The sequence below is a fragment of the Bradyrhizobium sp. CCBAU 45389 genome (genome assembly GCF_028128625.1).
GTDB lineage: Bacteria > Pseudomonadota > Alphaproteobacteria > Rhizobiales > Xanthobacteraceae > Bradyrhizobium > Bradyrhizobium liaoningense_B.
The window spans coordinates 184,889-210,114 of the sequence record NZ_LBIY01000087.1 but is presented as its reverse complement, the minus strand read 5'-3'; the positions used below and the strand labels follow the sequence as shown (position 1 = coordinate 210,114).

Annotated in this window: 21 protein-coding genes; 9 read left to right on the top strand and 12 right to left on the bottom strand. The window is 65.6% G+C overall.

Annotation, left to right across the window (positions count from 1 at the left end; genetic code table 11):
- Positions 1-134 precede the first annotated feature (134 nt).
- Positions 135-1,631, bottom strand: coding sequence for a sensor domain-containing diguanylate cyclase (locus tag XH79_RS17880; protein WP_212344754.1), 1,497 nt, complete (start codon positions 1,629-1,631; stop codon positions 135-137).
- Between the two features lie 155 nt (positions 1,632-1,786).
- Between XH79_RS17880 and XH79_RS17875 the strand changes: the two genes are divergently transcribed.
- Both XH79_RS17875 and XH79_RS17870 read left to right on the top strand, forming a co-directional pair.
- Complete coding sequence (locus XH79_RS17875) at positions 1,787-2,047, top strand: DUF7662 domain-containing protein (RefSeq protein ID WP_212344757.1); 261 nt, start codon at positions 1,787-1,789, stop codon at positions 2,045-2,047.
- Positions 2,048-2,058: 11 nt separating this feature from the next.
- A complete protein-coding gene (locus XH79_RS17870) occupies positions 2,059-2,307 on the top strand; it encodes a hypothetical protein (protein ID WP_271582460.1) in 249 nt (82 codons plus the stop codon).
- Between the two features lie 854 nt (positions 2,308-3,161).
- Here the strand turns inward: XH79_RS17870 and XH79_RS17865 are convergent.
- Together XH79_RS17865 and XH79_RS17860 are read right to left on the bottom strand one after the other, a co-directional pair.
- Entirely contained in the window at positions 3,162-6,038 is a 2,877-nt protein-coding gene (locus XH79_RS17865; RefSeq protein ID WP_212344766.1) for an EAL domain-containing protein, read from the bottom strand.
- Positions 6,039-6,177: 139 nt separating this feature from the next.
- Positions 6,178-7,176: an NAD(P)H-quinone oxidoreductase gene (locus XH79_RS17860; protein WP_212344769.1), complete on the bottom strand. Its 999-nt coding sequence runs from the start codon at positions 7,174-7,176 to the stop codon at positions 6,178-6,180.
- 112 nt (positions 7,177-7,288) lie between these two features.
- On the opposite strand from XH79_RS17860, the gene XH79_RS17855 reads away from it, so the two are divergent.
- Positions 7,289-7,480 carry a DUF1192 domain-containing protein gene (locus tag XH79_RS17855; RefSeq protein WP_271582459.1) on the top strand — a complete coding sequence of 64 codons (192 nt, stop codon included), beginning with the start codon at positions 7,289-7,291 and terminating at the stop codon, positions 7,478-7,480.
- A 580-nt stretch (positions 7,481-8,060) separates the two neighbouring features.
- Complete coding sequence (rcdA, locus tag XH79_RS17850; RefSeq protein ID WP_271582458.1) at positions 8,061-8,570, top strand: protease adaptor protein RcdA; 510 nt, start codon at positions 8,061-8,063, stop codon at positions 8,568-8,570.
- Between the two features lie 195 nt (positions 8,571-8,765).
- Here the strand turns inward: rcdA and rpmE are convergent, their stop codons facing one another.
- Positions 8,766-8,993: a 50S ribosomal protein L31 gene (gene rpmE / locus XH79_RS17845; RefSeq protein WP_018646677.1), complete on the bottom strand. Its 228-nt coding sequence runs from the start codon at positions 8,991-8,993 to the stop codon at positions 8,766-8,768.
- Positions 8,994-9,191: 198 nt separating this feature from the next.
- Here rpmE and XH79_RS17840 point away from each other — a divergent pair, with 198 nt between their 5' ends.
- Complete coding sequence (locus XH79_RS17840) at positions 9,192-11,042, top strand: ABC transporter ATP-binding protein/permease (protein WP_271582457.1); 1,851 nt, start codon at positions 9,192-9,194, stop codon at positions 11,040-11,042.
- A gap of 19 nt (positions 11,043-11,061) precedes the next feature.
- On the opposite strand, the gene XH79_RS17835 is transcribed toward XH79_RS17840, so the two are convergent.
- The 4 genes from XH79_RS17835 to XH79_RS17820 all read right to left on the bottom strand — a co-directional run bounded on the left by XH79_RS17835 (position 11,062) and on the right by XH79_RS17820 (position 13,851).
- Positions 11,062-11,280 (bottom strand): hypothetical protein, encoded by a 219-nt coding sequence (locus XH79_RS17835; RefSeq protein WP_271582456.1) that lies wholly within the window; start codon positions 11,278-11,280, stop codon positions 11,062-11,064.
- Between the two features lie 69 nt (positions 11,281-11,349).
- A complete protein-coding gene (locus XH79_RS17830; protein WP_271582455.1) occupies positions 11,350-11,799 on the bottom strand; it encodes a GNAT family N-acetyltransferase in 450 nt (149 codons plus the stop codon).
- Positions 11,799-12,827, bottom strand: a complete 1,029-nt coding sequence (locus XH79_RS17825; RefSeq protein WP_271582454.1) for a peptidoglycan -binding protein — start codon at positions 12,825-12,827, stop codon at positions 11,799-11,801. Before XH79_RS17825 ends, XH79_RS17830 begins: the two co-directional genes overlap by 1 nt.
- A gap of 4 nt (positions 12,828-12,831) precedes the next feature.
- The gene (locus XH79_RS17820; RefSeq protein ID WP_212344786.1) at positions 12,832-13,851 is read right to left on the bottom strand and encodes a flagellar motor protein MotA; all 1,020 of its coding nucleotides are present in this window, start codon (positions 13,849-13,851) and stop codon (positions 12,832-12,834) included.
- A gap of 247 nt (positions 13,852-14,098) precedes the next feature.
- Between XH79_RS17820 and XH79_RS17815 the strand changes: the two genes are divergently transcribed.
- The 4 genes from XH79_RS17815 to XH79_RS17800 all read left to right on the top strand — a co-directional run bounded on the left by XH79_RS17815 (position 14,099) and on the right by XH79_RS17800 (position 20,953).
- A complete protein-coding gene (locus tag XH79_RS17815) occupies positions 14,099-15,112 on the top strand; it encodes an SAM-dependent methyltransferase (RefSeq protein ID WP_271582453.1) in 1,014 nt (337 codons plus the stop codon).
- Between the two features lie 229 nt (positions 15,113-15,341).
- Positions 15,342-16,535: an efflux RND transporter periplasmic adaptor subunit gene (locus XH79_RS17810; RefSeq protein ID WP_212344792.1), complete on the top strand. Its 1,194-nt coding sequence runs from the start codon at positions 15,342-15,344 to the stop codon at positions 16,533-16,535.
- 6 nt (positions 16,536-16,541) lie between these two features.
- A complete protein-coding gene (locus XH79_RS17805; RefSeq protein ID WP_271582452.1) occupies positions 16,542-19,703 on the top strand; it encodes a multidrug efflux RND transporter permease subunit in 3,162 nt (1,053 codons plus the stop codon).
- 122 nt (positions 19,704-19,825) lie between these two features.
- Complete coding sequence (locus XH79_RS17800; protein ID WP_212344802.1) at positions 19,826-20,953, top strand: AAA family ATPase; 1,128 nt, start codon at positions 19,826-19,828, stop codon at positions 20,951-20,953.
- 437 nt (positions 20,954-21,390) lie between these two features.
- Here the strand turns inward: XH79_RS17800 and XH79_RS17795 are convergent, their stop codons facing one another.
- The 4 genes from XH79_RS17795 to XH79_RS17780 form a co-directional block, all read right to left on the bottom strand.
- Positions 21,391-22,182 (bottom strand): inositol monophosphatase family protein, encoded by a 792-nt coding sequence (locus XH79_RS17795; protein ID WP_212344818.1) that lies wholly within the window; start codon positions 22,180-22,182, stop codon positions 21,391-21,393.
- An 85-nt stretch (positions 22,183-22,267) separates the two neighbouring features.
- The gene (locus XH79_RS17790) at positions 22,268-23,350 is read right to left on the bottom strand and encodes a tetratricopeptide repeat protein (RefSeq protein WP_271582451.1); all 1,083 of its coding nucleotides are present in this window, start codon (positions 23,348-23,350) and stop codon (positions 22,268-22,270) included.
- Positions 23,351-23,358: 8 nt separating this feature from the next.
- A complete protein-coding gene (locus tag XH79_RS17785; protein WP_271582450.1) occupies positions 23,359-24,048 on the bottom strand; it encodes a thiamine phosphate synthase in 690 nt (229 codons plus the stop codon).
- Positions 24,049-24,051: 3 nt separating this feature from the next.
- Positions 24,052-25,077: a class I fructose-bisphosphate aldolase gene (locus XH79_RS17780; protein ID WP_271582449.1), complete on the bottom strand. Its 1,026-nt coding sequence runs from the start codon at positions 25,075-25,077 to the stop codon at positions 24,052-24,054.
- Positions 25,078-25,226: the final 149 nt, after the last annotated feature.

Genomic DNA, 25,226 nt, shown 5'->3' with positions numbered 1-25,226 from the left:
AATTGCAGTCGGTAGCAGTACCGAACCGCGAGTCTTCGCCAAACTCTTCCCTGTGATTATGGGTCCCGGCCTTCGCCGGGACGACACCGTGGGTGTGGTGTGCGCCTCCGCCTACAACGAGCTGCGACCGTCCCTCACGCCACCAGCGACAGCTTCGGTAGGCTCGCGACCACGGACTGGTTGCGGCCGCCGGCTTTGGCGGCGTAGAGCGCCTTGTCGGCGGCGGCGACCAGGATGGTCCAGTCCATGCCGGCGGCGGGGACGAGGCTGGCGATGCCGCAGGACACCGTCGATGTCGCCTGGTCGTCGGACCAGCCCTGCACCTTGAGGCGGATCGTCTCGGCGATCTTGAAGGCCTCAGTGGCCGAGGTGTCCGGCAGCAGCACCGCGAATTCCTCGCCGCCATAGCGCGCGGCGCAGTCGCCGGCACGCCGCACCGAGTCGGAAATGCAGATGGCGATGCCGACCAGCACCTGGTCGCCGGCCTGATGACCGAAGGTGTCGTTGTAGGCCTTGAAGTGATCGGCATCGATCATCAGCAGCGCGACCGGCGTCTTCTGGCGCATGGCGCGCCGCCATTCGACGTCGATGACGGTGTCGAACTTGCGGCGGTTCTTCAGGCCAGTGAGCGCATCCGTCGTCGCCAGCTCCTCGAGCTTGCGCTCGGCCTCGGCGCGCCGGCCGATCTCGCGCGCGAGCACGAGCGTCGATGCCAGCATGAACACGATCAGCGCCAGCACCACGGCGCCGATGCGATAGGCCTCCTTCCGCCACAGCTCGAACACCGCGCTCAGAGGCTTGCCGGCCACCACAAACAGCGGTCCGCCGTCGCCGCTGCGCGCATAGAGCCTCGGCGTCGGATCGACCGGGCCCTGGCCGGAATAGGAGCTGCCGGCGCGCAGATTGTCCGCCTTCCAGCTCTGACGCTCGTTCAGGTTCCTGCCGATCACGTCGAGGTCGAACGGCCGCCGCATCATGATGGTGCGGTCGCGCTTGAGCACGGTGATCGTGTCTTCGGGATCGAGGCTCAGGCGCTCGAACAATTCGTGGAAATAGCTGAATCGGATCGAGCCGGTGACGACGCCCATGAAGCCGCCGTCGGTGTCGCTGATGCGCCGGCTCAGCACGATCGAATAGGCGCCGCGGAACAGCATCGGGCGGCTGATGAAGAGACCGGCGCCGGGATTGTCGCGGTGGACCGTGAAATAGTCCTCGTCGGCGCGATTTTCGGAGGGCGGATCGAGCGTGGATGCATCGATCGTCAGCCTGCCCTCCGCGTCATAGACCTGGATGGCGCCGAAATGCCGTGCCGTCGTCGCATGATCGAACAGGATCAGGTGCCGGACCGGCGTCGAGACCGTGGCGAGCTCCGGCAGCAGCATGTTGCTGGCGACCGCCTTCAGCGACAGATCGTAGATCTCGATGTTGCGGCTGATGTCGGATTCGATGGTGGTGGCAAGGTTTTCCAGCGTCTGGCGGGCCAGCGCCTCTTCGCCGCGGCGCATGTCCAGCATGACGTTGACGCAAATGGCGGAAAAGCCGATCACCGTCACCACGGACGAGATGATCAGCAGCTTCGCCGAAATCCGCCACGGCCGGCGGGCCATGACTTCGCGCCATCCAGACAGCATCGTTTGCTCCCGACCCTGATGGATGCGCCCTAAACCTTGAGCAGTGTTTAAGCTGGTACGGCGCTGCCGCAATGAGTTAAGAATCGGTTGATGCGGCTAACGATTTTCGGCAGGCCTCATGTGAAGAGATCCGGGCTTCGGACGAGAGGACGAGTGTGAACGACTACGACGCGTTGCGCGATTATCTGCTGCGGCAGAAGCAGGCGGAATTCGTGCTGACCTTCGAGCAGATCGAGGAGATCATCGGTGCGGCGCTGCCGCGCGCGGCCAATCGTGCCTCATGGTGGGACAGTTTGCGCAGCCCCGACATCCAGATGCCGCAACGCGAGGCCTGCCTCGCCGCCGGATTCGTGGCGACACGGATGCCGGACGGAGCGAGCGTGCGGTTCAGGAAGCAGAAATCCCAGCGCAGGTGAGGCCGCGCCGCATGATCCTGCGCTGGCTGAGGGGTGTTCTTGGCGCAGCTCTGATCGGTCTGGGCGTGCTCTTTGCGCTCGCCTTCGAGGCCCGCTACTGGCGCTGGCGCGACTGTTTTAACGAACTCGGCCGCTGCTACGACCCGGTCTCGCAGGACGTCTATCTCGAGCAGGCGGGAATGGTCTGGGGCGGTCTGGCGGCGATTTCGTTACCGGCTGGGATTTGGTTGATCGCGAGTCTGCGGCGCAAGCCGAGCTAAAGCACGAGCTACGGAGACAGTATCGTAGGGTGGGCAAAGCGGAGCGTGCCCACCACCTCCGTCGTAGGGTTGGATGGTGGGCACGGCGCAAGTGCGCCTTTGCCCACCCTACGGTACCAGATCAGGCGGACGCGCGGTCCACCGCGAACGTGAGAACGGTCGCCGCTAGCCGGGGTGTCGAGCCAAGGCCTTCATTGGCGCTCACGGAGCCAGCGTTCGTTGTCGGCGTGTGCTCGTATCAGACATCTGGTTGTCTGCCGGTCGCAGGCTCGCATGCACACGTTCTGGCGGCCCCGAACGTCACCGGCCCCGCCGGTGTAGTCGGCACATGTGCCGATGCAGTTTGCGCCTCGATCCTCGCATCGTGCCGCCGTCACTGCTTCGGCCGAGGAGGCGAGGAACATTCCGGTGCCTATGAGGGTGATCGCGTAGAAAAGGTGCCGGGTCATCCGTAACTCCTGAGAAGGAGGCGCTTGGTCCGCTCATTCCAGCCGTTGCGCTTGACGTGTGTGGGCACGTCGAGAACGACAGTGGCGAGCCCAACGACCTCGATGACGAAACCGTTCTGGATCGAATGCTGCGCGCCATTTTTCGCGGCGGTTGAGCAGCGGTCCATTGATCTGGATCAAGCACGGCCTCGTCGGCACCTCACCCCGTGGCTTCGCGGGCGCCCCCTCAAGGAGGGGAGAGGGAGGCGGTTAGAATCGTAGGGTGGGCAAAGCGACTTGTCCGCCGTAGCTCGAAGAGCGAAGGCGGAAGCGTGCCCACCATTTGGCGCGGCATGTGTGGAGAGATGGTGGGCACGGCGCAAGTGCGCCTTTGCCCACCCTACGATACCGGACTCGCGGGAGCGATCAGCTCGCCGCTTCCAGCCGCACTTCCGTCAGAAGGCGCATCGCCGCATCCGCGTCCATCGGCTCGCCGAAGGCAAAGCCTTGCGCGTATTCGCAGCCCATCTGGTAGAGCTCGACCGCATCGGAATCGGTCTCGGCGCCTTCGGCCACGACGTCCATGCCGAGATCGTGCGCCAGCGCGATGATCGACTTCAGGATCACCGGGCGGGTGCCGCGGTTGGTGGTGCGCACGAACGACTGGTCGATCTTGATGGTGTCGAACGGGAAGCGCTGCAGATAGGCCAGCGACGAATGGCCGGTGCCGAAATCGTCGAGCGACAGGCCGGTGCCGAGCTCGCGGATGCGCGTCAGCATCTGAGCTGCGTGCTCAGGGTTCTCCATCACCAGCGATTCCGTCAGCTCCAGCTTGAGCGTGCCGCGCGCCACCGAGGAGCGCGACAGCACGGTGCGGATGTCGTGGATGAGGTCGTGGCGCAGCAGCTGCCGCGACGAGACGTTGACGCTTGCGAAGATCGGCTCGCGCGAGCGCATCGCGCGCTGCCACACCGAAAGCTGCTTTGCGGTCTGGTCAAGCACGAACATGCCGAGGTCGACGATCAGGCCGGTCTCTTCCGCAATGCCGATGAACTCCGAGGGCGCCATGCGCCCGAGCTTCGGATGATCCCAGCGCGCCAGCGCTTCGAAGCCGGCGACCGAGCGATCCTCCAGCCGCACGATCGGCTGGTACAGGATCGTGATCTCCTGCCGCTCGATGGCGCGGCGCAGTTCGCTCTCCAGCGTCAGGCGGTCGGTCTTTCGCGCACGCATCGCCGGCTTGTAGACGTCGATGCGGTCGCCGCCGATGCGCTTGGAATGATACATCGCAAGCTCGGCGTCCTTGATGATCTCGTCGGTCAGCTGCGTCTGCGGGTCAGAGAGCGCAAGGCCGATCGAAGCCGTCAGGAAGATCTCGCGATCGTTGAAGGCGATCGGCGCGCGGATGGTCTTGCGGATGGTCTCGGCGAAATTGGTGATCCGCGCCGGATCCTGCTCCGACAGCAGGATCAGGCCGAACTGGTCGCCGGCGAGCCGCGCCAGCGTGTCCTGCGGCTTCAGGATGCGGGTCAGGCGGCGGGCGAGCGTCAGCAGGATGGAATCGCCGACCGCAATCCCGACGGAATCGTTGACCTGCTTGAAGCGGTCGAGGTCGATCACCATCAGCGTCGGACGGAGCGTCGGCATGGTCTTGGCGAAGTTTGCGACCCCGCCGAGCCGGTCCATGAACAGCTTGCGATTGGGCAGGCCGGTGAGGTTGTCATGCACGGAATCGTGCAGCAGGCGCTCCTCGGCGTTGCGCAACTCGGTGACGTCGGTGAGCGTGCCGACCACGCGGGAGACCTCGCCGTCGGAGCCGACCACCGGGCGCGCCTTCAGCGCGAACCACATGAAGTGACCGTCGGGGGTGCGCAGGCGGAAATCCTGCACCAGACGGCCGCGGCGCTGGTCGAGCACGCTGTCGAGCGCGGCGCGGAAACGGTCCTGGTCGAGCGGATGCAGCACCTCTAACCAGGAGGCCGCGGGCCCTTCGAGCGTGCCGCGCTTGAGGCCGAGCAGGGCTTCCGTCTCGGGGCTGGTGAAGACCTTGTCGGCGGAGACGTCCCAGTCCCAGATCAGATCACCGGAGCCTGCCAGCGCCAAGGCCCGCCGCTCGATGTCGGAGACGACGCCGGTGGTGGCGCCGCCGCCGGCAAAGGCGTGCTGCATCACGGTGAAGCCGATCAGCATCACGATCAGCACGAGGCCGCCGAGCAGGGCAGGGCCGACGATGTCGTTGGTGACGGAGCCCGCCACCGTCATGCCGGCCGCGACCACCCAGACCACGAGGAGGAACCAGGTCGGGATCAAGAGCACCGCGCGGTCGAAGCCGTGGGTGGAGAGATAGACGATCAGCGCGAAACCGGCGAAAGCGATCAGCACCAGCGAGATGCGCGCGATGCCGGAGGCGACGGCCGGATCGAACAAAGCGAGCGCGACGAGGGAGCCGAGGAACGCCAGCCAGCCCACCGTGATGTGCGAATAGCGCACATGCCATCGACTGAGATTGAGATAGGCGAACAGGAACACCAGCAGGGTCGCCGCCAATATCGCTTCACCCGCCGCGCGCCAGATGCGCTCGGCGTTGTTCGACATGTCGAGCACCTTGCCCCAGAAGCCGAAATCGACGCCGATATAGACCAGCACCGCCCAGGCCAGCGCCGCGGCGGCCGGGAACATGATGCTGCCCTTCACCACGAACAGGATCGTCAGCACCAGCGCCAGCAGGCCGGAGATGCCGATCACGATGCCCTGGTACAGCGTGAAAGAGTTGACCTTGTCCTTGTAGGACTCGGGCTCCCACAGATAGAGCTGCGGCAGCTTGTCCGTGCGCAGCTCCGCGACGAAGGTGACGACGGCGCCGGGATCGAGCGTGATGCGGAACACGTCCGCGGTTGCGCTCTCCTGACGTTCGGGCCGGTCGCCGATCGACGGCGTGATGGTCGCGATGCGCGACAGCCCGAGGTCGGGCCAGAGCAATCCCGACGAGACGATGCGGTAGTGCGGCGCGACGATCAGGCGGTCGAGCTGGTCGTCGGTGTTGTTGGCGAGCGCGAACACCACCCAGTTCTGTCCGCCCTCGCGGGCGCGCACCTCGATGCGGCGGACGATGCCGTCAGTGCCGGGCGCGGTCGAGACCTGGATACGGTCGGCATCGCTGCGCTGATGCTCGAGCACGCCGGTGAGGTCGATCGCGGGCGCGTCACTGCGGACGCTGACGGCGTCGAGCGCGCGCGCAGGGTACGCGGCGACAAGAATCATGAGGCCCAGCGCGATGGGCGCGAGGCACCTGATCAGACGCAAGGCCAGTTCTCCGCGTTCGACGCAACTCTTCGGTGGAAGACGATTTCACACCGGACGGAATTGGTTCGGTGCGTCGCGATAGATGCCACGAAAGCGAGGAAAATCAAAGGGTTTCCGGCTGGCCCTGTGGGCCAGCGGCCTAGGCTTCCAACACAATTTTGCCAATATGTGCGCTCGTCTCCATGCGCCGGTGGGCGTCCGCCGCCTTTTCCAGCGGGAAAGTGCTGTCCATCACCGGTTTGATGCGGCCTTCGCGTAAGAGCGGCATCACTTTCTGTTCGATCGCGGCCACCATCGCCGCCTTGTCCGCATTACTACGGGGGCGCAGCGTCGAGCCGGTATGGGTCAGGCGCTTGACCATGACCTTGGCGATGTTGACGCTGACCTTGGGGCCGTTGAGGGTCGCGATCTGGACGATGCGGCCGTCGACGGCGGCGGCATCATAGTTGCGGTCGACATAGTCGCCGGCGACCATGTCGAGGATCAGATTGACGCCGGCCTTGCCAGTCTCTTCCTTGACGACAGTGACGAAGTCTTCCGTCTTGTAGTTGATGGCGCGATCGGCACCCAGCTTGAGGCAGGCATCGATCTTGTCCTGCGATCCCACGGTGACGAACACCTTTGCGCCGAACGCCTTGGCAAGCTGGATCGCCATGGTGCCGATGCCGGAGGAGCCGCCATGGATCAGCAGCGTCTCGCCGGCCTTCAGCCCGCCGCGCTCGAACACGTTGTGCCAGACCGTCATCAGGGTCTCCGGCAGCGCGCCGGCTTCCTTGATCGACAGTGCCGGCGGCACGCTCATGGCCTGGGCGTCCTGGGCGATGCAGTACTGCGCATAGCCGCCGCCGGCGACCAGCGACATCACCTTGTCGCCGATCTTGTGCCGCTTGGCGTTGCTGCCGACGGCGACCACTTCACCGGCGATCTCGAGGCCGGGCAGGTCGCTGGCGCCGGGCGGCGGCGGATAGGCGCCGGAGCGCTGCGCCACGTCGGGCCGGTTGACGCCGGCAGCCTCGACCTTGACCAGGATCTCGTCGGGACCGGGCTGCGGCAGCGCGCGCTGTTCAGGAACCAGCACCTCCGGTCCGCCGGGCTTGGAGATGGCGACCACGGTCATTTGCGCAGGCAGCTTGTCCATGATGTGTCCTTGAGCAAAGGTGCAGGAGGAAACGAGGCCATTGCTTAGCCAGCGCGGCCCAGGCTGGCAACCGCCTCAGCGGTGTGACAGGCGCGAACGCAGGAGGAACGACATGCCGATGGAAGACGACGACCGCCCGCGCAAGAAGGTCACGCACGAAATCGGACAGGATCTCTCACTCTTGTCAGTGGAGGAACTGACCGAGCGCGTCGCTCTCCTTAAGACCGAGATCGCCAGGCTGGAAGAAGCCGCCACCAAGAAGCGCGCCTCGCGCGATGCGGCGAACAGTTTCTTCAAGTCGTAAGTCGCCGCCACACCAACCGCCGTTCGTCCCGGCGAAGGCCGGGACCTATACTCCGTGCAAGTCATTTGGCGATGACTCGGAGTTACCAACTCGCGCGACAACTCCACCCTGTGGTTACGGGTCCCGGCCCCCGTGCGCAATTGCGCACTAGGCCCGGACGACGAGAGAGTTTTGTTCCGCACCGCACTCGGCCACTGGCCGACATGGCTAACGAACTCTCAAAAAATTAGCTCGTTTACGGTCGATTAAGCTTTCGGGTTTATGACTGGACCTGTCCTCGTTTGGACACCGAGTGGCTCCTGTCCACTCTGTTTGACGCCTCCCTGTTATCAACTTTCAAAGCCGCCGGTCTCCGGCGGCTCTTTTTTTGCGCCAAAGCGCCTTCGAGCGAGGTGGGTACCGGTTCGCGTCAAGAAAGCGCCTCACAAGAGTCTCTTCCCGGTTGAATTCCGAGGAAAGACCCGCGGAAACCATATCCGAGCTTGTCGCTGGACTCCGCGCCTCGCCCGCGCAATGATTTGTTCATCATAATCCGGCGCCAAAGCCGGACGGGTAAACAGTTGCGTAAGGGGCGTTAACCATGGAACGTTTGCAAGCTGAAGGTGCTCTCGTTCAACTCAGCGAGCGTTTCACCAATTCTGCGGCGTTCGGCGCGCTGTTCCGCGAGGGCATGGACCTCGTCGAAGAGACCGCCGCCTATCTCGACGGCGCCGGCCGCGTCGAGGCCAAGGCGCTCGACCGCGCCGTCAGCCTCACTTACGCCACCGAAAGCATGCGTCTCACCACCCGCCTGATGCAGCTCGCCTCGTGGCTGCTGCTGCACCGCGCGGTGAAGGAAGGCGAGATGACTTTGATGCAGGCCAACCGCGAGAAGACCAAGGTCAAGCTCACCGCCGCCGATCCCGGCCCGTCCGACACCATCGAGAAGCTGCCCTCGCAGCTCCAGGAGCTGATCCATCGCTCGATGAGCCTGCAGACCCGCGTGCGCCGGCTCGACACCACCATCCACACCCCGCCGGCCGAACACGTCGCCATCGGTAATCCGCTGGTGCCGCACCTCAACGCCCTGAAGGCCGCGTTCGAGCGGTAATCACAGGTGCCGTAGGGTGGGCAAAGGCGCGCAGCGCCGTGCCCACCATCAGCCTTTCGGGATCGTAGCAAGAATTCGTGGGCACGCTTCGCTTTGCCCACCCTACGATTCCTCGGCCTTGGTCGAGAACTCCCACAAACAAAAACGCCCCCGGTTTCCCGGGGGCGTTTTTCGTCTCCAGCCTTGCGGGCCGGATCAATCCTTTTTGAGAAAGCCCGAAAACTTCTTCTGGAAGCGCGAGACGCGGCCGCCGCGGTCCATCAGCTGCTGGGAGCCGCCGGTCCAGGCCGGGTGCGACTTCGGGTCGATGTCGAGGTGCAGCTTGTCGCCTTCCTTGCCCCAGGTGGAGCGGGTCTGGTACTCGGAACCGTCGGTCATCACGACCGTAATCGTATGATAATTCGGGTGAATTTCGGCTTTCATGGCAATTCCTCGGCGCGCCGGCGCCTATCTGGGTGGCTAGCGAATGACGGATTTGGGCGGCTCTATACCCCACAGGCCCCCTTAAAACAAGCCATTGTGGGGACTTGAGAACCGGGCCGTTCCCTAAGGGACATCCCGGATTTGCCACTCCCCCTGCACCGGCCTATGTGGGGGCATTGTCTGCTTGGGTCCGATCTCATGAGCGCAGTGGAACGGCTTGATGACCAGTACCGCGACGAGCGCGACACCGCGCCGCCGGAAGCCCCGTCGATCGAGGCCGAGCTGATCGAGCAGCCCGCCAAAGGGCGGGCGAAGCTGCGGCCGCTGCTGGCGCTCGCGCCCTATGTGAGCCGCTATCGCGGCCGGGCCGCGCTCGCCTTCGTCGCGCTCACGATCGCGGCCTTGACCACGCTGCTGGTGCCGGTCGCGGTGCGCCGGATGATCGATTTCGGCCTGACGCCCGAGGGCATCGAGCTGATCAACAGCTACTTCTCGGTGATGATCGCTGTCGTCGCCGTGCTCGCGCTGGCGAGCGCTGCGCGCTACTACCTCGTGATGACGATCGGCGAGCGCATCGTCGCCGATTTGCGCCGTGACGTGTTCGCGCATCTGTTGTCGCTGTCGCCGTCCTTCTTCGATTCCGCGCGGAGCGGCGAGCTGATCTCGCGCCTCACCGCCGACACCACCCAGATCAAGTCCGCCGTCGGCGCCTCGGTGTCGATCGCGCTGCGCAATCTGATGATGTTCTTCGGCGCGGCGGCGATGATGGTGATCACCAGCCCGAAGCTGTCGGGCTTCGTGCTGCTGGCGATACCCCTGATCGTGCTGCCGCTGGTCGCGTTCGGGCGCTGGGTGCGCCGGCTGTCGCGCAATGCGCAGGACACGCTCGCCGATGCCTCCGCCTATGCGGGCGAGCTGGTCGGCGCGATCCGCACCGTGCAGGCCTATACCAGCGAGAACTTTGCCGAGAAGCGTTTCGGCGGCGAGGTCGAGCAGGCCTATGAGGCCGCACGCACCTCGACCCAGGCTCGCGCCGTGCTCACCGCCATCATCATCTTCATCGTGTTCGCCAGCGTGGTGGCGATCCTCTGGATCGGCTCGCATGACGTGCTCACCGGCGCCATCACGCCGGGCCGGCTCGGCCAGTTCGTGCTCTATGCCGCCTTTGCCGCCGCCGGCCTCGGCCAGCTCAGCGAGGTCTGGGGCGAGGTCTCGGCTGCCTCCGGCGCCGCCGAGCGCCTGTTCGAGATCTTGCACGTGCAGCCCGAGATCGCGGCACCTGCTTCTCCACGCGCGCTGCCGGTGCCGGCGCGCGGCGAGGTCGGGTTCGACCGCGTCAGCTTCGCCTATCCCGCGCGGCCCGAGGTCAACGTGCTCGACGCCGTGTCGTTCACGGTGCGGCCCGGCGAAAAGGTCGCGATCGTCGGTCCCTCCGGCGCCGGCAAGAGCACGATCTTCCATCTGCTGCTGCGCTTCTACGATCCGCGTGGTGGCGTGATCTCGCTCGACGGCGTGCCGGTGAAGTCCGCCGATCCCCGCGACTTCCGCTCCCGCATTGCGCTGGTGCCGCAGGAATCCAACGTGTTCGCCGCGAGCGCCCGCGAGAACATCCGCTTCGGCCGGCCCGATGCTGGTGATGCCGAGGTCGAGCGCGCCGCCGAGCTCGCACACGCCGCCGAATTCATCCGCCGCCTGCCCGAAGGCTTCGACACTCCGCTCGGCGAGCGCGGCGTGACGCTGTCAGGCGGCCAGCGCCAGCGCATCGCGATCGCCCGCGCGATCCTGCGCGACGCGCCGCTTTTGCTGCTCGATGAAGCCACCTCCGCGCTCGATGCCGAAAGCGAGACGCTGGTGCAGACCGCACTGGAAGAATTGATGCGCCACCGCACCACGCTGGTGATCGCCCATCGCCTCGCGACCGTCCTGTCCTGCGACCGCATCCTGGTGATGGACCACGGCAAGATCGTCGAGCAGGGCACGCATGCCGAGCTCGTGGCCGCGAACGGGCTTTATGCACGGCTGGCGAGGCTGCAGTTCGAGGGGGCGTGAGGCGGAGCCTTCTACAGTTTCATCGCTCGCACTTCGGCGAGAGCGCCGGAACGTTCGGCCACGGCCAGTTCTTCCAGCTTCCGTCCGCGTCCACGCAGGCCGATGGTCCGGGGCCGTTCGTCTGCGCAGGGGCGCTTGATGTCGCGAAGCGCTGGTCGACATAGCTCGTCGACACATATCCGGCGACGATGACGCCCAGCATCACCGAGGATCCCTTGGCCAGCTCGCTCAGCTTCATCGATCGTCTCCATCGGCCCTGCCTGAGACAACGATTAACCGGCGCTGCGGGATCCAACCGTGACAGGCCTCACGCCCGCCATACCATCTTCAGCACCGGCCGGCCCGAGGTCGGGTTCACGTCGTCGCCGGCATGGGCAAAGCCGTTGCGCTCGTAGAAGCGGATGGCGCGGGCGTTGTCCTTGTTGACGAGCAGCGTGACGCCCGATGGCGACAGCCGCTTGGCTTCATCCACCAGCAGCCGTGCCGCGTCCGAGCCCCAATGCGCGGGATCGACCACGAGCTGGTCGAGATAACCCTCGCCGTCGATGGTGACGAAGCCGGTCAGCACGCCGTCCTGTTCGGCGACCACGATTTGGGCCTTCGGCACCAGATCCTTGCGCCAGCGCTCGCGCCACCATTCCAGCCGCGCGGCGAAATCGATCTGCGGGTAGGCCTGCTGCCAGGTGCGATGCCAGAGGTCGATCGAGGCGGCCTCGTCCTCGGGGCGGTAGGGGCGGAGGTGGATGGCGCCGCTCACTACCGCTCCGTCAGCTTCAGCTCGATGCGGCGGTTGCGCTTGTAGGCCTCTTCCGTGTTGCCGGTGTCGAGCGGCTGGAATTCGCCGAAGCCGGCGGCGACGAGGCGCTGGGCGGGCACGCCGAGCGAGATCAGATATTGCACCACCGAGATGGAGCGGGCGGCTGAGAGGTCCCAGTTCGACTTGAAGTTCGCGCCGCTCACCGGCCGCACATCGGTGTGGCCGTCGACGCGCAGCACCCAGGGGATATCGCTCGGGATCTTCTTGTCGAGCTCGATCAGCGCGGCTGCCAGGGTGTCGAGCTCGGCGCGGCCCTCGGGCAGCAGCACCGCCTGGCCGGTGTCGAAGAACACTTCGGACTGGAACACGAAGCGGTCGCCGACGATTCGGATGTCGGGGCGGTTGCCGAGGATGGCGCGCAGGCGGCCGAAGAATTCCGAGCGGTAGCGCGACAATTCCTGCACGCGCTGCGCCAGCGCGACGTTCAGGCGGGAGCCGAGATCGGCGATCCGGTTCTGCGATTCCTTGTCGCGCTTCTCGGATGCATCCAGCGCCTCTTCCAGCGCCGCCAATTGCCGGCGTAGCGCGCTGATCTGCTGGTTCAGCACCTCGATTTGCGCCAGCGCCCGCGCCGAGACTGCTTTCTCCGAGTCCAGCGCCTTGCCGAGCTCGGTAGTCTTGCCCTGCGCGTCATTGCCGGCGGCCGCGAGGCCCTCATAGAGGCCCTTGACGCGGTCGCGCTCGGACTCGGCCGAGGCCAGGCCGGCCCTCAGCTGCGAGACCTGATCGTCGAGCGTGAGCTTGCCGAGCTTCTCCAGCGACAGCAGCTCGTTGAGCTGAGCGATCTTGGCGTTGAGCTGCTCCAGCGCCTTGTCCTTGCCGGTCACCTCCTGAGACAGGAAGAACTGCACGACGAGAAACACCGACAGCAGGAACACGATCGACAGCACCAGCGTCGACAGTGCGTCGACGAAGCCGGGCCAGTAATTGAAGGCGCCTTCGCTGCGGCGGCCGCGCGCGAGTGCCATGTCGCTAACCCTTCTCGGGCTGACGCGCGATGCGCTCGAGCAGGCGCCGGATCTCGCGGTTCTGCTCGCCCTGGCCGTCGGCCCATTCGCGGATCATCTGCTGCTCGGTGCGCATGTGCGAGACCAGCGCCTGGATGGCTTCGGCAAGGCTCGCCATCGCCGCCGTGGTGCCGCGGCTGGTGCTGCCTTCCTCGAGCACGGAGCGCAAGCGCTCGACAGCGGCCTGAAGCTCGCCGCTGGCAACCCCGCCGCCGGCGGCGGCGACAGGCACCTCGCCGCGGCCATATTCGCGCACGGTGGTGGCGAGCCAGTCCTCGAGGTCGGTGTAGAAGCGGTTTTGCGCCTGGCTCGATTGCAGATCGAGGAAGCCGAGGATCAGCGAGCCGGCGAGGCCGAACAGGGAGCTCGAGAACGAGATGCCCATGCCGCCGAGCGGGGCGGCGAGGCCCTCCTTCAGCGTGTCGAACAGTGCCCCGGAATCGCCGCCGACCTTGAGCCCGTCGATCACCTTGCCGACCGAGCCGACCGTCTCGATCAGGCCCCAGAAGGTACCGAGCAGGCCAAGGAAGACGAGCAGGCCGGTCATGTAGCGGGAGATGTCGCGGGCCTCGTCCAGGCGGGTCGCGATCGAATCGAGCAAATGCCGCATGGTGGTCTGGGTGATGGTCATCCGCCCGGTGCGCTCGCCGCCCAGGATCATCGCCATCGGCGCCAGCAGTTTCGGGTGCCGGGCGGGGGCAAGGCCGGGATCGGCGATGCGGAAATTGTTGACCCAGGACACTTCAGGGTAGAGCCGGATGACCTGGCGGAAAGCCAGGATGATGCCGATGAACAGGACGCCGCCGATCAGGGCGTTCAGCCCGGGATTGGCGAAAAAGGCCTGGATGATCTGCTTGTAGAGCACCACGCCGACCAGGGTGCACAGCACCAGGAAGACCAGCATCCGCACCAGGAAGACGCTGGGCGAGGACAGCTTGGTATATTCGATGTCGATGGAGGAGCGGGGCGGGGCGCCAGACGGCATGGCCGGTATCATCCGTTACGAACGTGATTGCGGGGCGCACTATGGCACAGGCCCGGCCCAAAAAAAGCGCCGGATGCGCCGATTTCGTGGAGAGCGCCCGGAACCCGAAGCGGAAACCGCGCTTTGATAACGTGTCAATTGCAAGACACCGCAGGCCGCCGCTGCCCTGTGGCTGCCCCGGCTTGTTGCCGGCACCTGCCCGTTCTTCCTCCGCCGCCCCACGAGACCTGACCAAGGGAGTGGTCGCATGAGCGTCGTTTCCGCGATCATCGGGACTGCCGAACGTGTGCCGCTGCCTGATGTCGTGATCCGGGCTGCGATCCAGCGCCTCTGCTCCCGCACAGCAACCCGTCTTGCCGCGCCTGATGCGGCCGGCGATGCCGCCATCGCCGGACGGATGCTGCTGCGGCCGATTGCCGGGGACGCCGGGCGCGACGAGGTGCCTGCGTCCTTCTTCGCGGAGGTGCTTGGCCCCAACCGCAAATACTCGTGCTGCTTCTACAAGACCGACGCGACCACCCTGCAGGAGGCGGAGGAGGAGGCGCTGCGCCAGACCGTCGAGCATGCCGGTCTCGCCGACGGCCAGGCCATCCTCGAGCTCGGTTGCGGCTGGGGCGCGCTGTCGCTGTGGATGGCGCGGCAGTTTCCACACGCGACGGTGACCGCGGTCTCGAACTCGCAGGCGCAGCGCGCCTTGATCGAGGAGGAGGCGCGGCTGCGCGGGCTGTCCAACCTCCGCGCGGTCACCGCCGACATGAACGTTTTCGCGCCCGACAGCCAGTTCGACCGCATCGTCGCGGTCGAGGCGTTCGAGCGCATGACGAACTGGCGCAAGCTGATGACGCGCCTGCACTCATGGCTCGCGCCCGAGGCGCGCTTCTTCATGCAGATCGCCGCGCATCGCACCGGCTCCCACCTGTTCGACCGGACCGATCGCGAGGACTGGATCGCCCAGCACGTCTTCACCGGCGGGCTGATGCCGAGCCATCACCTCGTCAGGCAGTTCGACGACATCTTCACGGTCGAGAAGGAATGGTGCTGGAGCGGCACCCATTATCAGCGCACCGCCAACGACTGGCTTGCCAATTTCGACGCGCGTCGCGAGACGATCGAGGCGGCCTTGCGCGAGGTCCATGGCGATGACACCGGTCTTTGGATGCGGCGCTGGCGCTGGTTCTGCCTCGCGACCTCGGGCCTGTTCGGCTATGCCGACGGAACCGAATGGGGCGTCAGCCACTACCGGATGAAGGCCGCCGAGTGATTGCGATCTTCTGTCGCAGCCCGCGGTGATGGAACCCGACTCACAATCCGGTGAGTCCCGAAAAGCCCCAAAAAGTCAGCAAGATAGGTCGTGTGACATTGAGCCGCCCGCAGCATGCGTTGCGTCGCAGCAGGTCCATTCTATTTTGACGGCATCAGCTGCGCGCAAATCACCCAGAACGGGTCGGCGCGCGCGTGACCAGTTCAACAACATCGGGGCACTTAACTTCATGTCAGGACTTCGTGCGCGATCGGCATGCGTTGCAATGATGCTCGCGGCCCTTGCGCCGCTGCTCGCAGGTTGCGACGAATCGAGCTCGGCCGTCTCCGCCGCTCCGCCCACCGATCCTGACGTCAGCATCGTCGTCGTCAAGCCGCAACCGCGCGCCGTGGTGCGCGAGCTGCCGGGTCGCATCGCGCCGACCCGCGTCTCCGACGTGCGGCCGCGCGTCTCCGGCATCGTGGTCGAACGCCTGTTCCGCCAGGGCAGCGAGGTGAAGGCCGGCGATCCGCTCTACCGCATCGATCCGCGTCCGTTCGAGGTCGAGGTGATGGCCAACGAGGCGGCGGTCGCCAAGTCCGAGGCTGCGCTGATGCAGGCCAAGCAGCAGGCGCACCGCATCGCCACCCTCACCAGGGATCGCGCGGCGCCGGAGGCCGAGAACGAGAAGGCGATCGCTGCCGAACGCCAGGCTCATGCCGAGGTCGAGGGACGCAAGGCCGATCTCGCCCGCGCCAAGCTCAACCTCGACTATGCCACCGTACGCGCGCCGATCGATGGCGTCGTCGGCGCGGCCCTCGTCAGCGAGGGCGCGCTCGCGGTGCAGAACGAGACCAATCTTGCCACCATCCAGCAGCTCGATCCGATCTATGCCGACTTCACCCAGTCGGTGACCGAGCTCAACCAGCTTCGCCGCGCCTTCGAGAGCGGCGATCTGGAGCGCATTGCGGCGGATGCCGCCAAGGTGCGGCTCGTGCTCGACGACAACACGCTCTATTCGCTCGACGGCAAGCTGCTGTTCTCGGATGCCAAGGTCGACGCCCATACCGGCCAGGTGACGCTGCGCGGCGAATTCCGCAATCCCAAGCGCGAGCTCTTGCCGGGCATGTATGTCCGCGTCCGCATCGACCAGGGTCTCGACAGTGACGCGATCGCGGTGCCGCAGCAGGCGATCCAGCGCAATGGCGGCGGCGGCAGCGAGGTGTTCGTCGTCAAGGACGACAACCACATCGCGGTGCAGCCGGTGCGTACGGGCTCGGTGCAGGACGGACTCTGGTTCGTCACCGAAGGCCTGAAGGCGGGCGACAAGGTCGTGGTCGAGGGCTTCCAGAAGTTCGCGGCGGGCGACAGGGTCAAGCCGCAATCCTGGTCGGAAGCGGACGCGACCGCGGACAACCGGCACGCCCAGAAGCTCACGCGGTAACGCGCCATGGCGAGTTTCTTCATCGACAGGCCGATCTTCGCCTGGGTGGTCGCGCTGTTCATCTGTCTGATCGGCGCGATCTCGGTGCCGCTGCTGCCGATCGCGCAATATCCGATCATCGCGCCGCCCTCGATCTCGATCTCGACCAGCTATCCCGGCGCCTCGCCGGAAAACCTTTACAACAGCGTCACGCGGCTGATCGAGGAGGAGCTCAACGGCGCCTCCGGCATCCTCAACTTCGAATCGACCAGCGACTCGCTCGGCCAAGTCGAGATCATCGCCAATTTCGTGCCGGGCACCGACACCAGCGCGGCCTCGGTCGAGGTGCAGAACCGCATCAAGCGCGTCGAGGCGCGCCTGCCGCGCGCGGTGATCCAGCAGGGCATTTTGATCGAGGAAGCCTCCAGCGCGGTGCTCCAGATCATCACGCTGAACTCGACCGACGGCAGCCTGGATGAGGTCGGCCTCGGCGACTTCATGATCCGCAACGTGCTCGGCGAAGTTCGCCGTATCCCCGGCGTCGGCCGCGCCACGCTCTATTCGACCGAGCGCAGTCTTCGTGTGTGGGTCGATCCCGCAAAACTGGTCGGCTACGGGCTGACCGCCGATGACGTCAACAAGGCCATCGCCGCACAGAACGCGCAGGTCGCCTCAGGCAGCATCGGCGCCGAGCCGTCGACCTCGAGCCAGCGCACCTCGGCCCTCGTGCTGGTCAAGGGCCAGCTCTCCTCGCCCGATGAATTCGGCGCCATCATCCTGCGCGCCAATGCCGACGGTTCGACCGTGCGCCTGCGCGACGTCGCGCGCATCGAGGTCGGCGGCCTCAGCTATCAGTTCAACACCCGCCTCGACGGCAAGCCGACCGCCGGTCTCTCCGTGCTGATGTCGCCGACCGGCAATGCGCTGGCGACCGCGAGCGCGGTCGAAGCCAAGATGAAGGAGCTGTCGCGCTTCTTCCCGGCCAACATCTCCTACGAGATTCCCTACAACATCACGCCGGTGGTCGAGGCCTCGATCAAGAAGGTGCTGACGACGCTGTTAGAGGCCGTGGTGCTGGTGTTCGTGGTGATGTTCTTATTCCTGCAGAACATCCGCTACACCATCATCCCGACCATCGTGGTGCCGGTGGCGCTGCTCGGCGCCTGCAGCACGCTGCTGCTCGCCGGCTACTCCATCAACATGCTCTCGATGTTCGGCATGGTGCTCGCGGTCGGCATCCTCGTCGACGACGCCATCGTCGTGGTCGAGAACGTCGAGCGCATCATGAGCGAGGAAGGCCTGCCGCCGAAGGAGGCGACACGCAAGGCGATGTCGCAGATCTCGGGTGCCATCATCGGCATCACGCTGGTGCTGATGGCGGTGTTCGTGCCGATGGCATTCTTCCCGGGCTCCGTCGGCATCATCTACCGCCAGTTCTCGGTGACCATGGTCGCCGCGATCGGCTTCTCCGCCTTCCTGGCGCTGTCGCTGACGCCGGCGCTGTGCGCGACGCTGCTCAAGCCGGTCACCGCCGGTCATGGCCACGCGAAGCGGGGCGTGTTCGGCTGGTTCAACCGCATGCTCGAAGGCAGCAAGGAAACCTATTCCCGCACCGTCGGCTTCTCGCTCAAGCGCACCGGCCGCCTGATGCTGGTCTACGTCGCGCTGCTGGTTGGCCTGTCCTGGACCTTCGTCAACCTGCCCGGCGGCTTCCTGCCGATCGACGACCAGGGCTTCATCACCACCGACGTGCAGACGCCGTCGGACTCGTCCTACGGCCGCACCGAGGCCGTGATCGAGAAGGTCGAGAAATATCTGGCGCAGCGGCCGGGCGTCGACAACGTCACCTTCCTCACCGGCTTCAGCTTCTCCGGCCAGGGCATGAATACCGCGCAAGCCTTCATCACCTTGAAGGACTGGTCGGAACGCGGTCCGAAGGATTCCGCCGCGGCGATCGTCAACGACATCAACCGCGATCTGGGATCATCGATCCGCGACGCAAAAATCTCCGCGCTGCAGCCGCCGCCGATCGACAATCTCGGCAACTCCTCCGGCTTCTCATTCCGTCTGCAGGACCGCGGCCAGAAGGGCTATCCGGCCCTGATGCGCGCGGCCGACCAGCTGATCGCGGAGGCCAATGCCAGCCCGGTGCTGCAGAAGGTCTATATCGAGGGCCTGCCGGAGGCCGGCGTGGTCAATCTCGTGATTGACCGCGAGAAGGCCGGCGCCTTCGGCGTCACCTTCGAGGACATCAACAACACCATCTCGACCAATCTCGGCTCGAACTACATCAACGACTTCCCGAACCGCGGCCGCATGCAGCGCGTCGTGGTGCAGGCGGATGCGAGAGACCGCATGCGGACCGAGGACATCCTCAACTACAACGTCAAGAACAGCCGCGGCCAACTGGTGCCGTTCTCGTCCTTCGCGACGGTCGAATGGGCGCGCGGCCCGACGCAGATCGCCGGCTTCAACTATTATCCGGCGGTGCGCATCTCCGGCGAAGCCAGGCCCGGCTTCACCTCGGGCGATGCCATCGCCGAGATGGAGCGGCTCGCCGGCAGATTGCCGCGCGGCTTCGGCTATGAATGGACCGGCCAGTCGCTGCAGGAAAAGCTGTCGGGCTCGCAGGCGCCGTTCCTGCTCGCGCTCTCGGTATTCGTGGTGTTCCTGTGCCTCGCCGCACTCTACGAGAGCTGGACCATTCCGCTCGCGGTGCTGCTCACCGTGCCGCTCGGCATCGTCGGTGCCGTGGCCGCGGCGATGCTGCGCGGCCTGCCCAACGACGTCTACTTCACCGTCGGGCTGATCACGATCATCGGCCTCGCCGCAAAGGACGCGATCCTCATCATCGAGTTTGCCAAGGATCTGCGGAAAGAAGGCAAGCCGCTGGTCGAAGCCACCATCGAAGCCTGCCGCCTGCGCTTCCGCCCGATCCTGATGACGGGCCTCGCCTTCATCTGCGGCGTGCTGCCGATGGCGATCGCGCATGGTGCCGGCGGCGCCAGCCAGCAGGCGCTCGGCAGCGTCGTGATGGGCGGCATGATCGCCGTGGTGATCCTGGCGCTCCTGATGGTGCCGGTGTTCTTCGTCTCCGTGCAGCGCGTGCTGGCCGGGGATCGGGAGACGGAGGCTGTGAGGGAAGGCGAGGCCTATGGGCCACCGGCGCCGGCAAGAGCCGGCCACTGAACAGCGGATCGGCCAGCTTGCTTTCTCGGGGGCCTCAATCCAGACTGCACCTCTGGATTGAATGAGCATGCATTCGCACCGCAGTGCGAATGCATAGCCAACCCGCCGATTGAGAGCGTGTGATGCGTCCGACCGACGTTGCGATCTCCAACTATCGCTCCATTCGACAGCTCTCGATACCCATTCACCCCTTGTCCGTGTTCGTGGGTGAGAATGGTGTCGGCAAATCCAATCTCTACAAGTCCTTGTCGCTGTTGCGCGACGCGGCGGCAGGTCGAATAACGCGCACGATCGCCGAGGAAGGCGGATTGAATTCCGTCTGCTGGTCCGGCCTTCGCAAGAAAGGCGAAGATGGGCGACTGCGTTTGTCGGCCAGATTCGATCGTCTCAGATATTCCATTGAGCTCGGATTTCCCGGCCCGGTTGAGGCGGCATTTTCCGGCGAGCCGATGATCAAGGCTGAAAGTATCGAGGCGACGCAAGGCAAGCGAACGGTTCGACTCATGGAGCGGAAAAATTCGCTCGTCAGCGTCCGCGGCGAGAGCGGTGCCTGGAATAGCCACAAGGATGCGGTGCTGCCGTCAGAGACGGCGCTTGCGGGTTTTCCCGACGGCAAGGAATGCCCTGAAATCGACCTGATCAGAAACGCGATGCTGGGCTGGCGGTTCTATCATGACTTTCGCACCGACCCGGCGTCGCCGATACGAAAGCCGTGTCTGGCGATCACGACGCCCTCGCTCAGTGCCGATGGAAGCGATCTGGCTGCCGCTCTTGCGACCCTCTATTCCATTCGGGAGGACGCCACCGACCTGCAGGACGCGATCCAGGATGCATTCCCGGGCGCCGAGCTCCGCGCATGGGCAGAAAACGGCTTATGTGAATTTGATTTGCAGCTGGCAGATATGCCGCGGCCGTTCAAGGCCTACGAATTGTCCGATGGGACGCTGAAATACATCTGCCTGCTCGCAGTGTTCATGGGCTATCGGCTGCCGCCCTTCATTGCGCTCAACGAACCGGAGAGCAGCCTGCATCCGTCGCTGCTGGCGCCGTTGGCGCGGCTGATCGCCAGGGCATCACGCCGTGCGGACATCTGGATTGTCACGCATTCGGAACAACTGATGGAGGCATTGCGAAGCGAGAGTTCGGTCCCGCTTCGCCGGGTGATCAAGCAGAAAGGCGCCACGACCATCGAGGGCCTGACCATTGGCGGTGAATATCGCGACGAGGAATCCGACGATGACGACGCTTAGTGGTTGCAGATCGAGCCGCCGCGCTGCCGACCCAACGGTTTCGGAAGGAGCAAGTGATCCATGAGAAGCGTGGCTGCCATTGCGATCGCTTACATACTTACGGGCGCTCTCTACGTTTGGTGTGATTTCCGAAAGCCGATCGATGAGCAACCCAGCTATGTCAAGTGGGGCGGCATAGGGGTCACACTGTTTATCGTTCTCTACTGGCTCCCCGGAACGCTGTCTGCGGCCTGTCGGGGCGGCGTCTTGCGAGACTTAGCCGTTCCATGGGTAATCTTTGCTGCCCTCACCGTCGCGGGGCTTTACTTCTCAAATATATAGCTCGCCGCAGGCGGAGCATCCAGTACGCCACGGCCGTTCCGTATCCAACTGACATCTCTGAAATACTGGATCATCCGCCTTCGCGGATGATCACAGCGTGAGGCTTGGCTCTTACCTTACGCAGGCTTCCTCAAAATCTTCACCAATTCCCCGTGCACGAACTCATTCCCGCACACCACATGCCCTGTCACCAGCGGGTCGCCCGGGGTCGCGATATCGCTCACGGTGCCGCCGGCTTCGCGCACCATCAGCATGCCGGCGGCGATGTCCCAGGATTGCAGATTGCGCTCCCAGTAGCCGTCGAGGCGGCCGGCGGCGACGAAGGCGAGATCGAGGGAGGCGGCGCCGAAGCGGCGCAGGCCCGCGACGCGGTCCTGGATCGCGGTCATCTCGCGGCGGAATTCCTCGTGGTCGCCGCGGCCGATATGGGGCAGGCCGCAGGCCACCACGCATTCGTTGAGCTGGCGGCGGCCGGCGACGCGCAGGCGCTGGTCGTTGAGGAACGCGCCCTTGCCGCGCTCTGAGATGTAGAGCTCGTCATTGGCGGGGTTGTAGATCACGCCCGCGATCACCGTGCCCTCGCGGGCGAGGCCGATCGAGATCGCGAATTGCGGGATGCCGTGCAGGAAGTTGGTGGTGCCGTCCAAGGGATCGACGATCCAGGTGTGGCTCTTGTCGGTGCCCTCGCGGGTGCCACCTTCCTCGCCGATGAAGCCGTAGCCGGGCCGGGCCTTGGCGAGGTCCTGGTACAGGATCTCCTCGGCGCGCTTGTCGGCGAGCGAGACGAAATTGGCCGGCCCCTTCAGCGAGACCTGGAGATGCTCGATCTCGCCGAGATCGCGCTTGAGGCTGCGGCCGGCGCGGCGCGCCGCCTTGACCATGACGTTGATAGTGGCGGAGTACAGCATGAGCTCTGGGTCTTGATCGGGGGAAATGGCGCGAAATCGCGCCTGTTTGAGGGACTGGGTGCCCCGTGAGGGGCCCCGCGTCAAGTCATTTGGTCCCGAGCCATTTCTTGGCGGCGGCCTCCGCCTTGGCCCGGTCGTCGGCCGGCAGATCGGACAATTGCTTGTCGAGCTCCGGGTCGCCCTTGCCGCCGGTCTTGGCCACCAGATGCCACTTGAAGCCCTCGATCTTGTCCGCGGACGCGCCCATGCCGTTGGTCAGCACCCAGGCGAGGCGGTTCTGCGCGATGGCGCTGCCCTGGCGGGAGGCCTTGCGGAGCAACGCGACAGCCGCCGGCTGGTTCTTCGGCGTGCCGGTGCCGTTGAACATGGCAATGGCATATTCGACCTCGGCATCGACATTGTCGGCGAGCGAGGCCGCCTGCAGCAGGCGTACCGCGCGCTCGGGGTCCTTCGGCACGCCGGTGCCTTCCTTGTAGAAGGTCGCGAGCGCGTATTGCGCCTCGGGCAGGCCGGCGTCGGCGGCCTGGCGCAACAGCTCGGCGGAACGCTTGACGTCCTGCGGCAGGGTCTGGCCGTCGAGATAGAGCAAAGCGAGGTTATAGGCCGCCTTGGGCTCGCCGAGCTTGGCGGCGGAGGCCATCAGCTTGACCGCCTCGCCCTTGTCGACCGGGCCGCCGCGGCCGGAGATGCGCAGCATGGCGAGCGCGAACATCGCCTCGCGGTCGCCGGCGTCGGAGGCGCGCTTGTACCATTCCAGCGCCTTGGCGTAGTCGCGTCGGATGCCCATGGCGTTGGAATAGAGTTCGCCCAGCATGGTCATCGCCTTGGGATCGCCGGCTGCGGCGCGGGCGGTGGCGAGCTCGAACGCTGTCTTGTACTGGCCGCGCTGGTAGGCGCCGAACACCAGGTCGACACCTGGCGTGTCGGTCGGCGGCGCCGGGATCACGGTCGCGGGCAGGGCCGGCTTCGGCGAAGCGGCCGGCTTGGGCGAGGCCGAAGGCTTTGGCGCCGGCGCGGCTTCCTTCTTCTTGGCGGGCGGAGGCGCTTTGGGCTTTTGCTTCTCGGCCGCAGGGCTCGGTGTCGTGGCCGGTGGCGTGATCTGGAGCTGTGCAGCCGCGGGCGCCGTGAGCAGCAGCGTGGCCAAAATGGTGATGCGCGGGAACTTCATGTCGGGCGCTAGCCGTGCTCCTGACCGGCGGTATCCTGGCCGTCAAGCGCCGCCGCATGGGCCTTCTTGATCGCAGCATCGACCTCGATCAGCGCAGCCTTGGGCCCGCGCGGATCGGCCCAGATGAACTCGCCGACCAGCACGAAATCGGCGCCGCTGGCGGCGAAGTCGTAGGCCTCTTCCAGCGACGTCGCATAGCCGACGCAGGGCGGCTCGAACAGCTCTGCCCACCAGTCCAGCCGCTCGGCAATCGCCTGCGACGATGGCCGCTGGCCCTTCGCGTCGGGCTCGCCGAACAGCAAATAGTCGGCGCCGATCTCGCCCGCATCCATGGAATGGTGCCGCGTCGTCAGCCCGCCGACGCCGGCGATGCGATCGGGCTTGAGCGATGGCAGCGCCTCCTTCAGCGCGGCGATGCCGGGCAGGTGTGCGCCGTCGGCGCCGCCACGTGCGACGAGCTCGGGATGGCCGTCGACGAGCAGCGCGGCGCCCGCCTTCTGCACCGGCGGCGCCAGCGCCTTGATGCGCGAGATCATGCCGCGCTGGTCGGTCTCCTTCAGCCGCAGCAGCACGGCCGCAACGTCGGCGGCGGCGAGCAGGCCCGGCAATTCAGCGACGAGCGCAGCGGGATCATCGACGACGGGCGTCGCAAGATAGAGGCGCGGCGCCGGGCGCGGCGGAGGCGGTTTGTTCGACAAGATCTAGGCTGCCTTCTTTTCCAGGCTGCTTTGCCATTCGCCCTTGGAGGCGAGGCCGTTCATCCGGGCGCGATGACTGAAGGCGCGCTGGCCGGCCGCGACATTCTCGGCCTTGCCGGACCAAGCCTTCTGCGGCGCGGCCTGCAGCGCGCGGCCGTAGGAGAAGGTCAGGCCCCAGGGCAGCGGACCGAGCTTGTGCATGGCGTTGAGATGCGCGGTTGCCTCCTCGTCCGACTGGCCGCCGGAAAGGAAGGCGATGCCCGGCACCGCCGCCGGCACGCAGGCCTTCAGCAGCCGGATCGTCTTCTCCGCGACCTCCTCGACGGAGGCCTGCTTCGGTGACTTCTTGCCTGAGATCGCCATGTTCGGTTTCAGCACCATGCCTTCGAGCGCGACGCGCTGCACGCGCAATTCCTGGAACGTCTTGTTGAGCACGCGCTGGGTGACGTCATAGCAGCGATCGATATCGTGGTCGCCGTCCATCAGCACCTCAGGCTCGACGATCGGCACGATCTGTGCGGCCTGGCATAGCGCGGCATAGCGGGCCAGCGCATGGGCGTTGACGCTGATCGCGGTCATCGAGGGGATGCCGTTGCCGATGTCGATCACCGCGCGCCATTTGGCGAAGCGCGCGCCGCGCTCGTAATATTTCTTCAGCCGCTCGGCGAGCTTGTCGAGCCCGACGGTGACCAGCTCGCCGGGGCACATCGGTAAGCCTTGCGTGCCCTCGTCGACCTTGATGCCGGGAATGGCGCCGCTCTGCTCGATGAGCTTCACCAGCGGCGTGCCGTCCGCGGCCGTCTGCCAGATCGTCTCGTCATAGAGGATCACGCCGGAAATATACTGGCTCATGGCTTCGTTGGAGCGGAACAGCATCTCGCGATAGTCGCGGCGGTTGGCCTCAGTCGATTCCACGCCGATCGCGTCAAAGCGCTTCTTGATGGTGCCGGAGGATTCGTCGGCGGCAAGGATGCCCTTGCCTGGCGCGACCATGGCGGCCGCGATCCTGTTGAGCTCAGTCAGATTCATCGAGAGGTCCTCCCAAAACGATTCTGCCCTTGCCTGTGAAAATAGACCGTTCTCGGGCAAATTCCGAGTTAACGTTCGTCGCAGGGTAAGGGGGGAGGCTGGGTTCTTCGCTTCTCCCCGCTTGCGGGGAGAGGCCGGATTTTGCGCGT

Bases quoted from the DNA above. Each gene is read 5' to 3' on its own strand.
- XH79_RS17860 (WP_212344769.1), bottom strand. From the start codon at position 7,176: ATGGACAAGCTGCCTGCGCAAATGACCGTGGTCGCCATCTCCAAGCCC.
- XH79_RS17815 (WP_271582453.1), top strand. From the start codon at position 14,099: ATGAGCGTCGTTTCCGCGATCATCGGGACTGCCGAACGTGTGCCGCTG.
- XH79_RS17780 (WP_271582449.1), bottom strand. From the start codon at position 25,077: ATGAATCTGACTGAGCTCAACAGGATCGCGGCCGCCATGGTCGCGCCA.
- XH79_RS17820 (WP_212344786.1), bottom strand. From the start codon at position 13,851: ATGCCGTCTGGCGCCCCGCCCCGCTCCTCCATCGACATCGAATATACC.
- rpmE (WP_018646677.1), bottom strand. From the start codon at position 8,993: ATGAAAGCCGAAATTCACCCGAATTATCATACGATTACGGTCGTGATG.
- XH79_RS17795 (WP_212344818.1), bottom strand. From the start codon at position 22,182: ATGCTGTACTCCGCCACTATCAACGTCATGGTCAAGGCGGCGCGCCGC.
- XH79_RS17790 (WP_271582451.1), bottom strand. From the start codon at position 23,350: ATGAAGTTCCCGCGCATCACCATTTTGGCCACGCTGCTGCTCACGGCG.
- XH79_RS17800 (WP_212344802.1), top strand. From the start codon at position 19,826: ATGCGTCCGACCGACGTTGCGATCTCCAACTATCGCTCCATTCGACAG.
- XH79_RS17870 (WP_271582460.1), top strand. From the start codon at position 2,059: ATGATCCTGCGCTGGCTGAGGGGTGTTCTTGGCGCAGCTCTGATCGGT.
- XH79_RS17825 (WP_271582454.1), bottom strand. From the start codon at position 12,827: ATGGCACTCGCGCGCGGCCGCCGCAGCGAAGGCGCCTTCAATTACTGG.
- XH79_RS17810 (WP_212344792.1), top strand. From the start codon at position 15,342: ATGTCAGGACTTCGTGCGCGATCGGCATGCGTTGCAATGATGCTCGCG.
- XH79_RS17855 (WP_271582459.1), top strand. From the start codon at position 7,289: ATGCCGATGGAAGACGACGACCGCCCGCGCAAGAAGGTCACGCACGAA.
- XH79_RS17805 (WP_271582452.1), top strand. From the start codon at position 16,542: ATGGCGAGTTTCTTCATCGACAGGCCGATCTTCGCCTGGGTGGTCGCG.
- XH79_RS17835 (WP_271582456.1), bottom strand. From the start codon at position 11,280: ATGAAGCTGAGCGAGCTGGCCAAGGGATCCTCGGTGATGCTGGGCGTC.
- XH79_RS17840 (WP_271582457.1), top strand. From the start codon at position 9,192: ATGAGCGCAGTGGAACGGCTTGATGACCAGTACCGCGACGAGCGCGAC.
- rcdA (WP_271582458.1), top strand. From the start codon at position 8,061: ATGGAACGTTTGCAAGCTGAAGGTGCTCTCGTTCAACTCAGCGAGCGT.
- XH79_RS17880 (WP_212344754.1), bottom strand. From the start codon at position 1,631: ATGCTGTCTGGATGGCGCGAAGTCATGGCCCGCCGGCCGTGGCGGATT.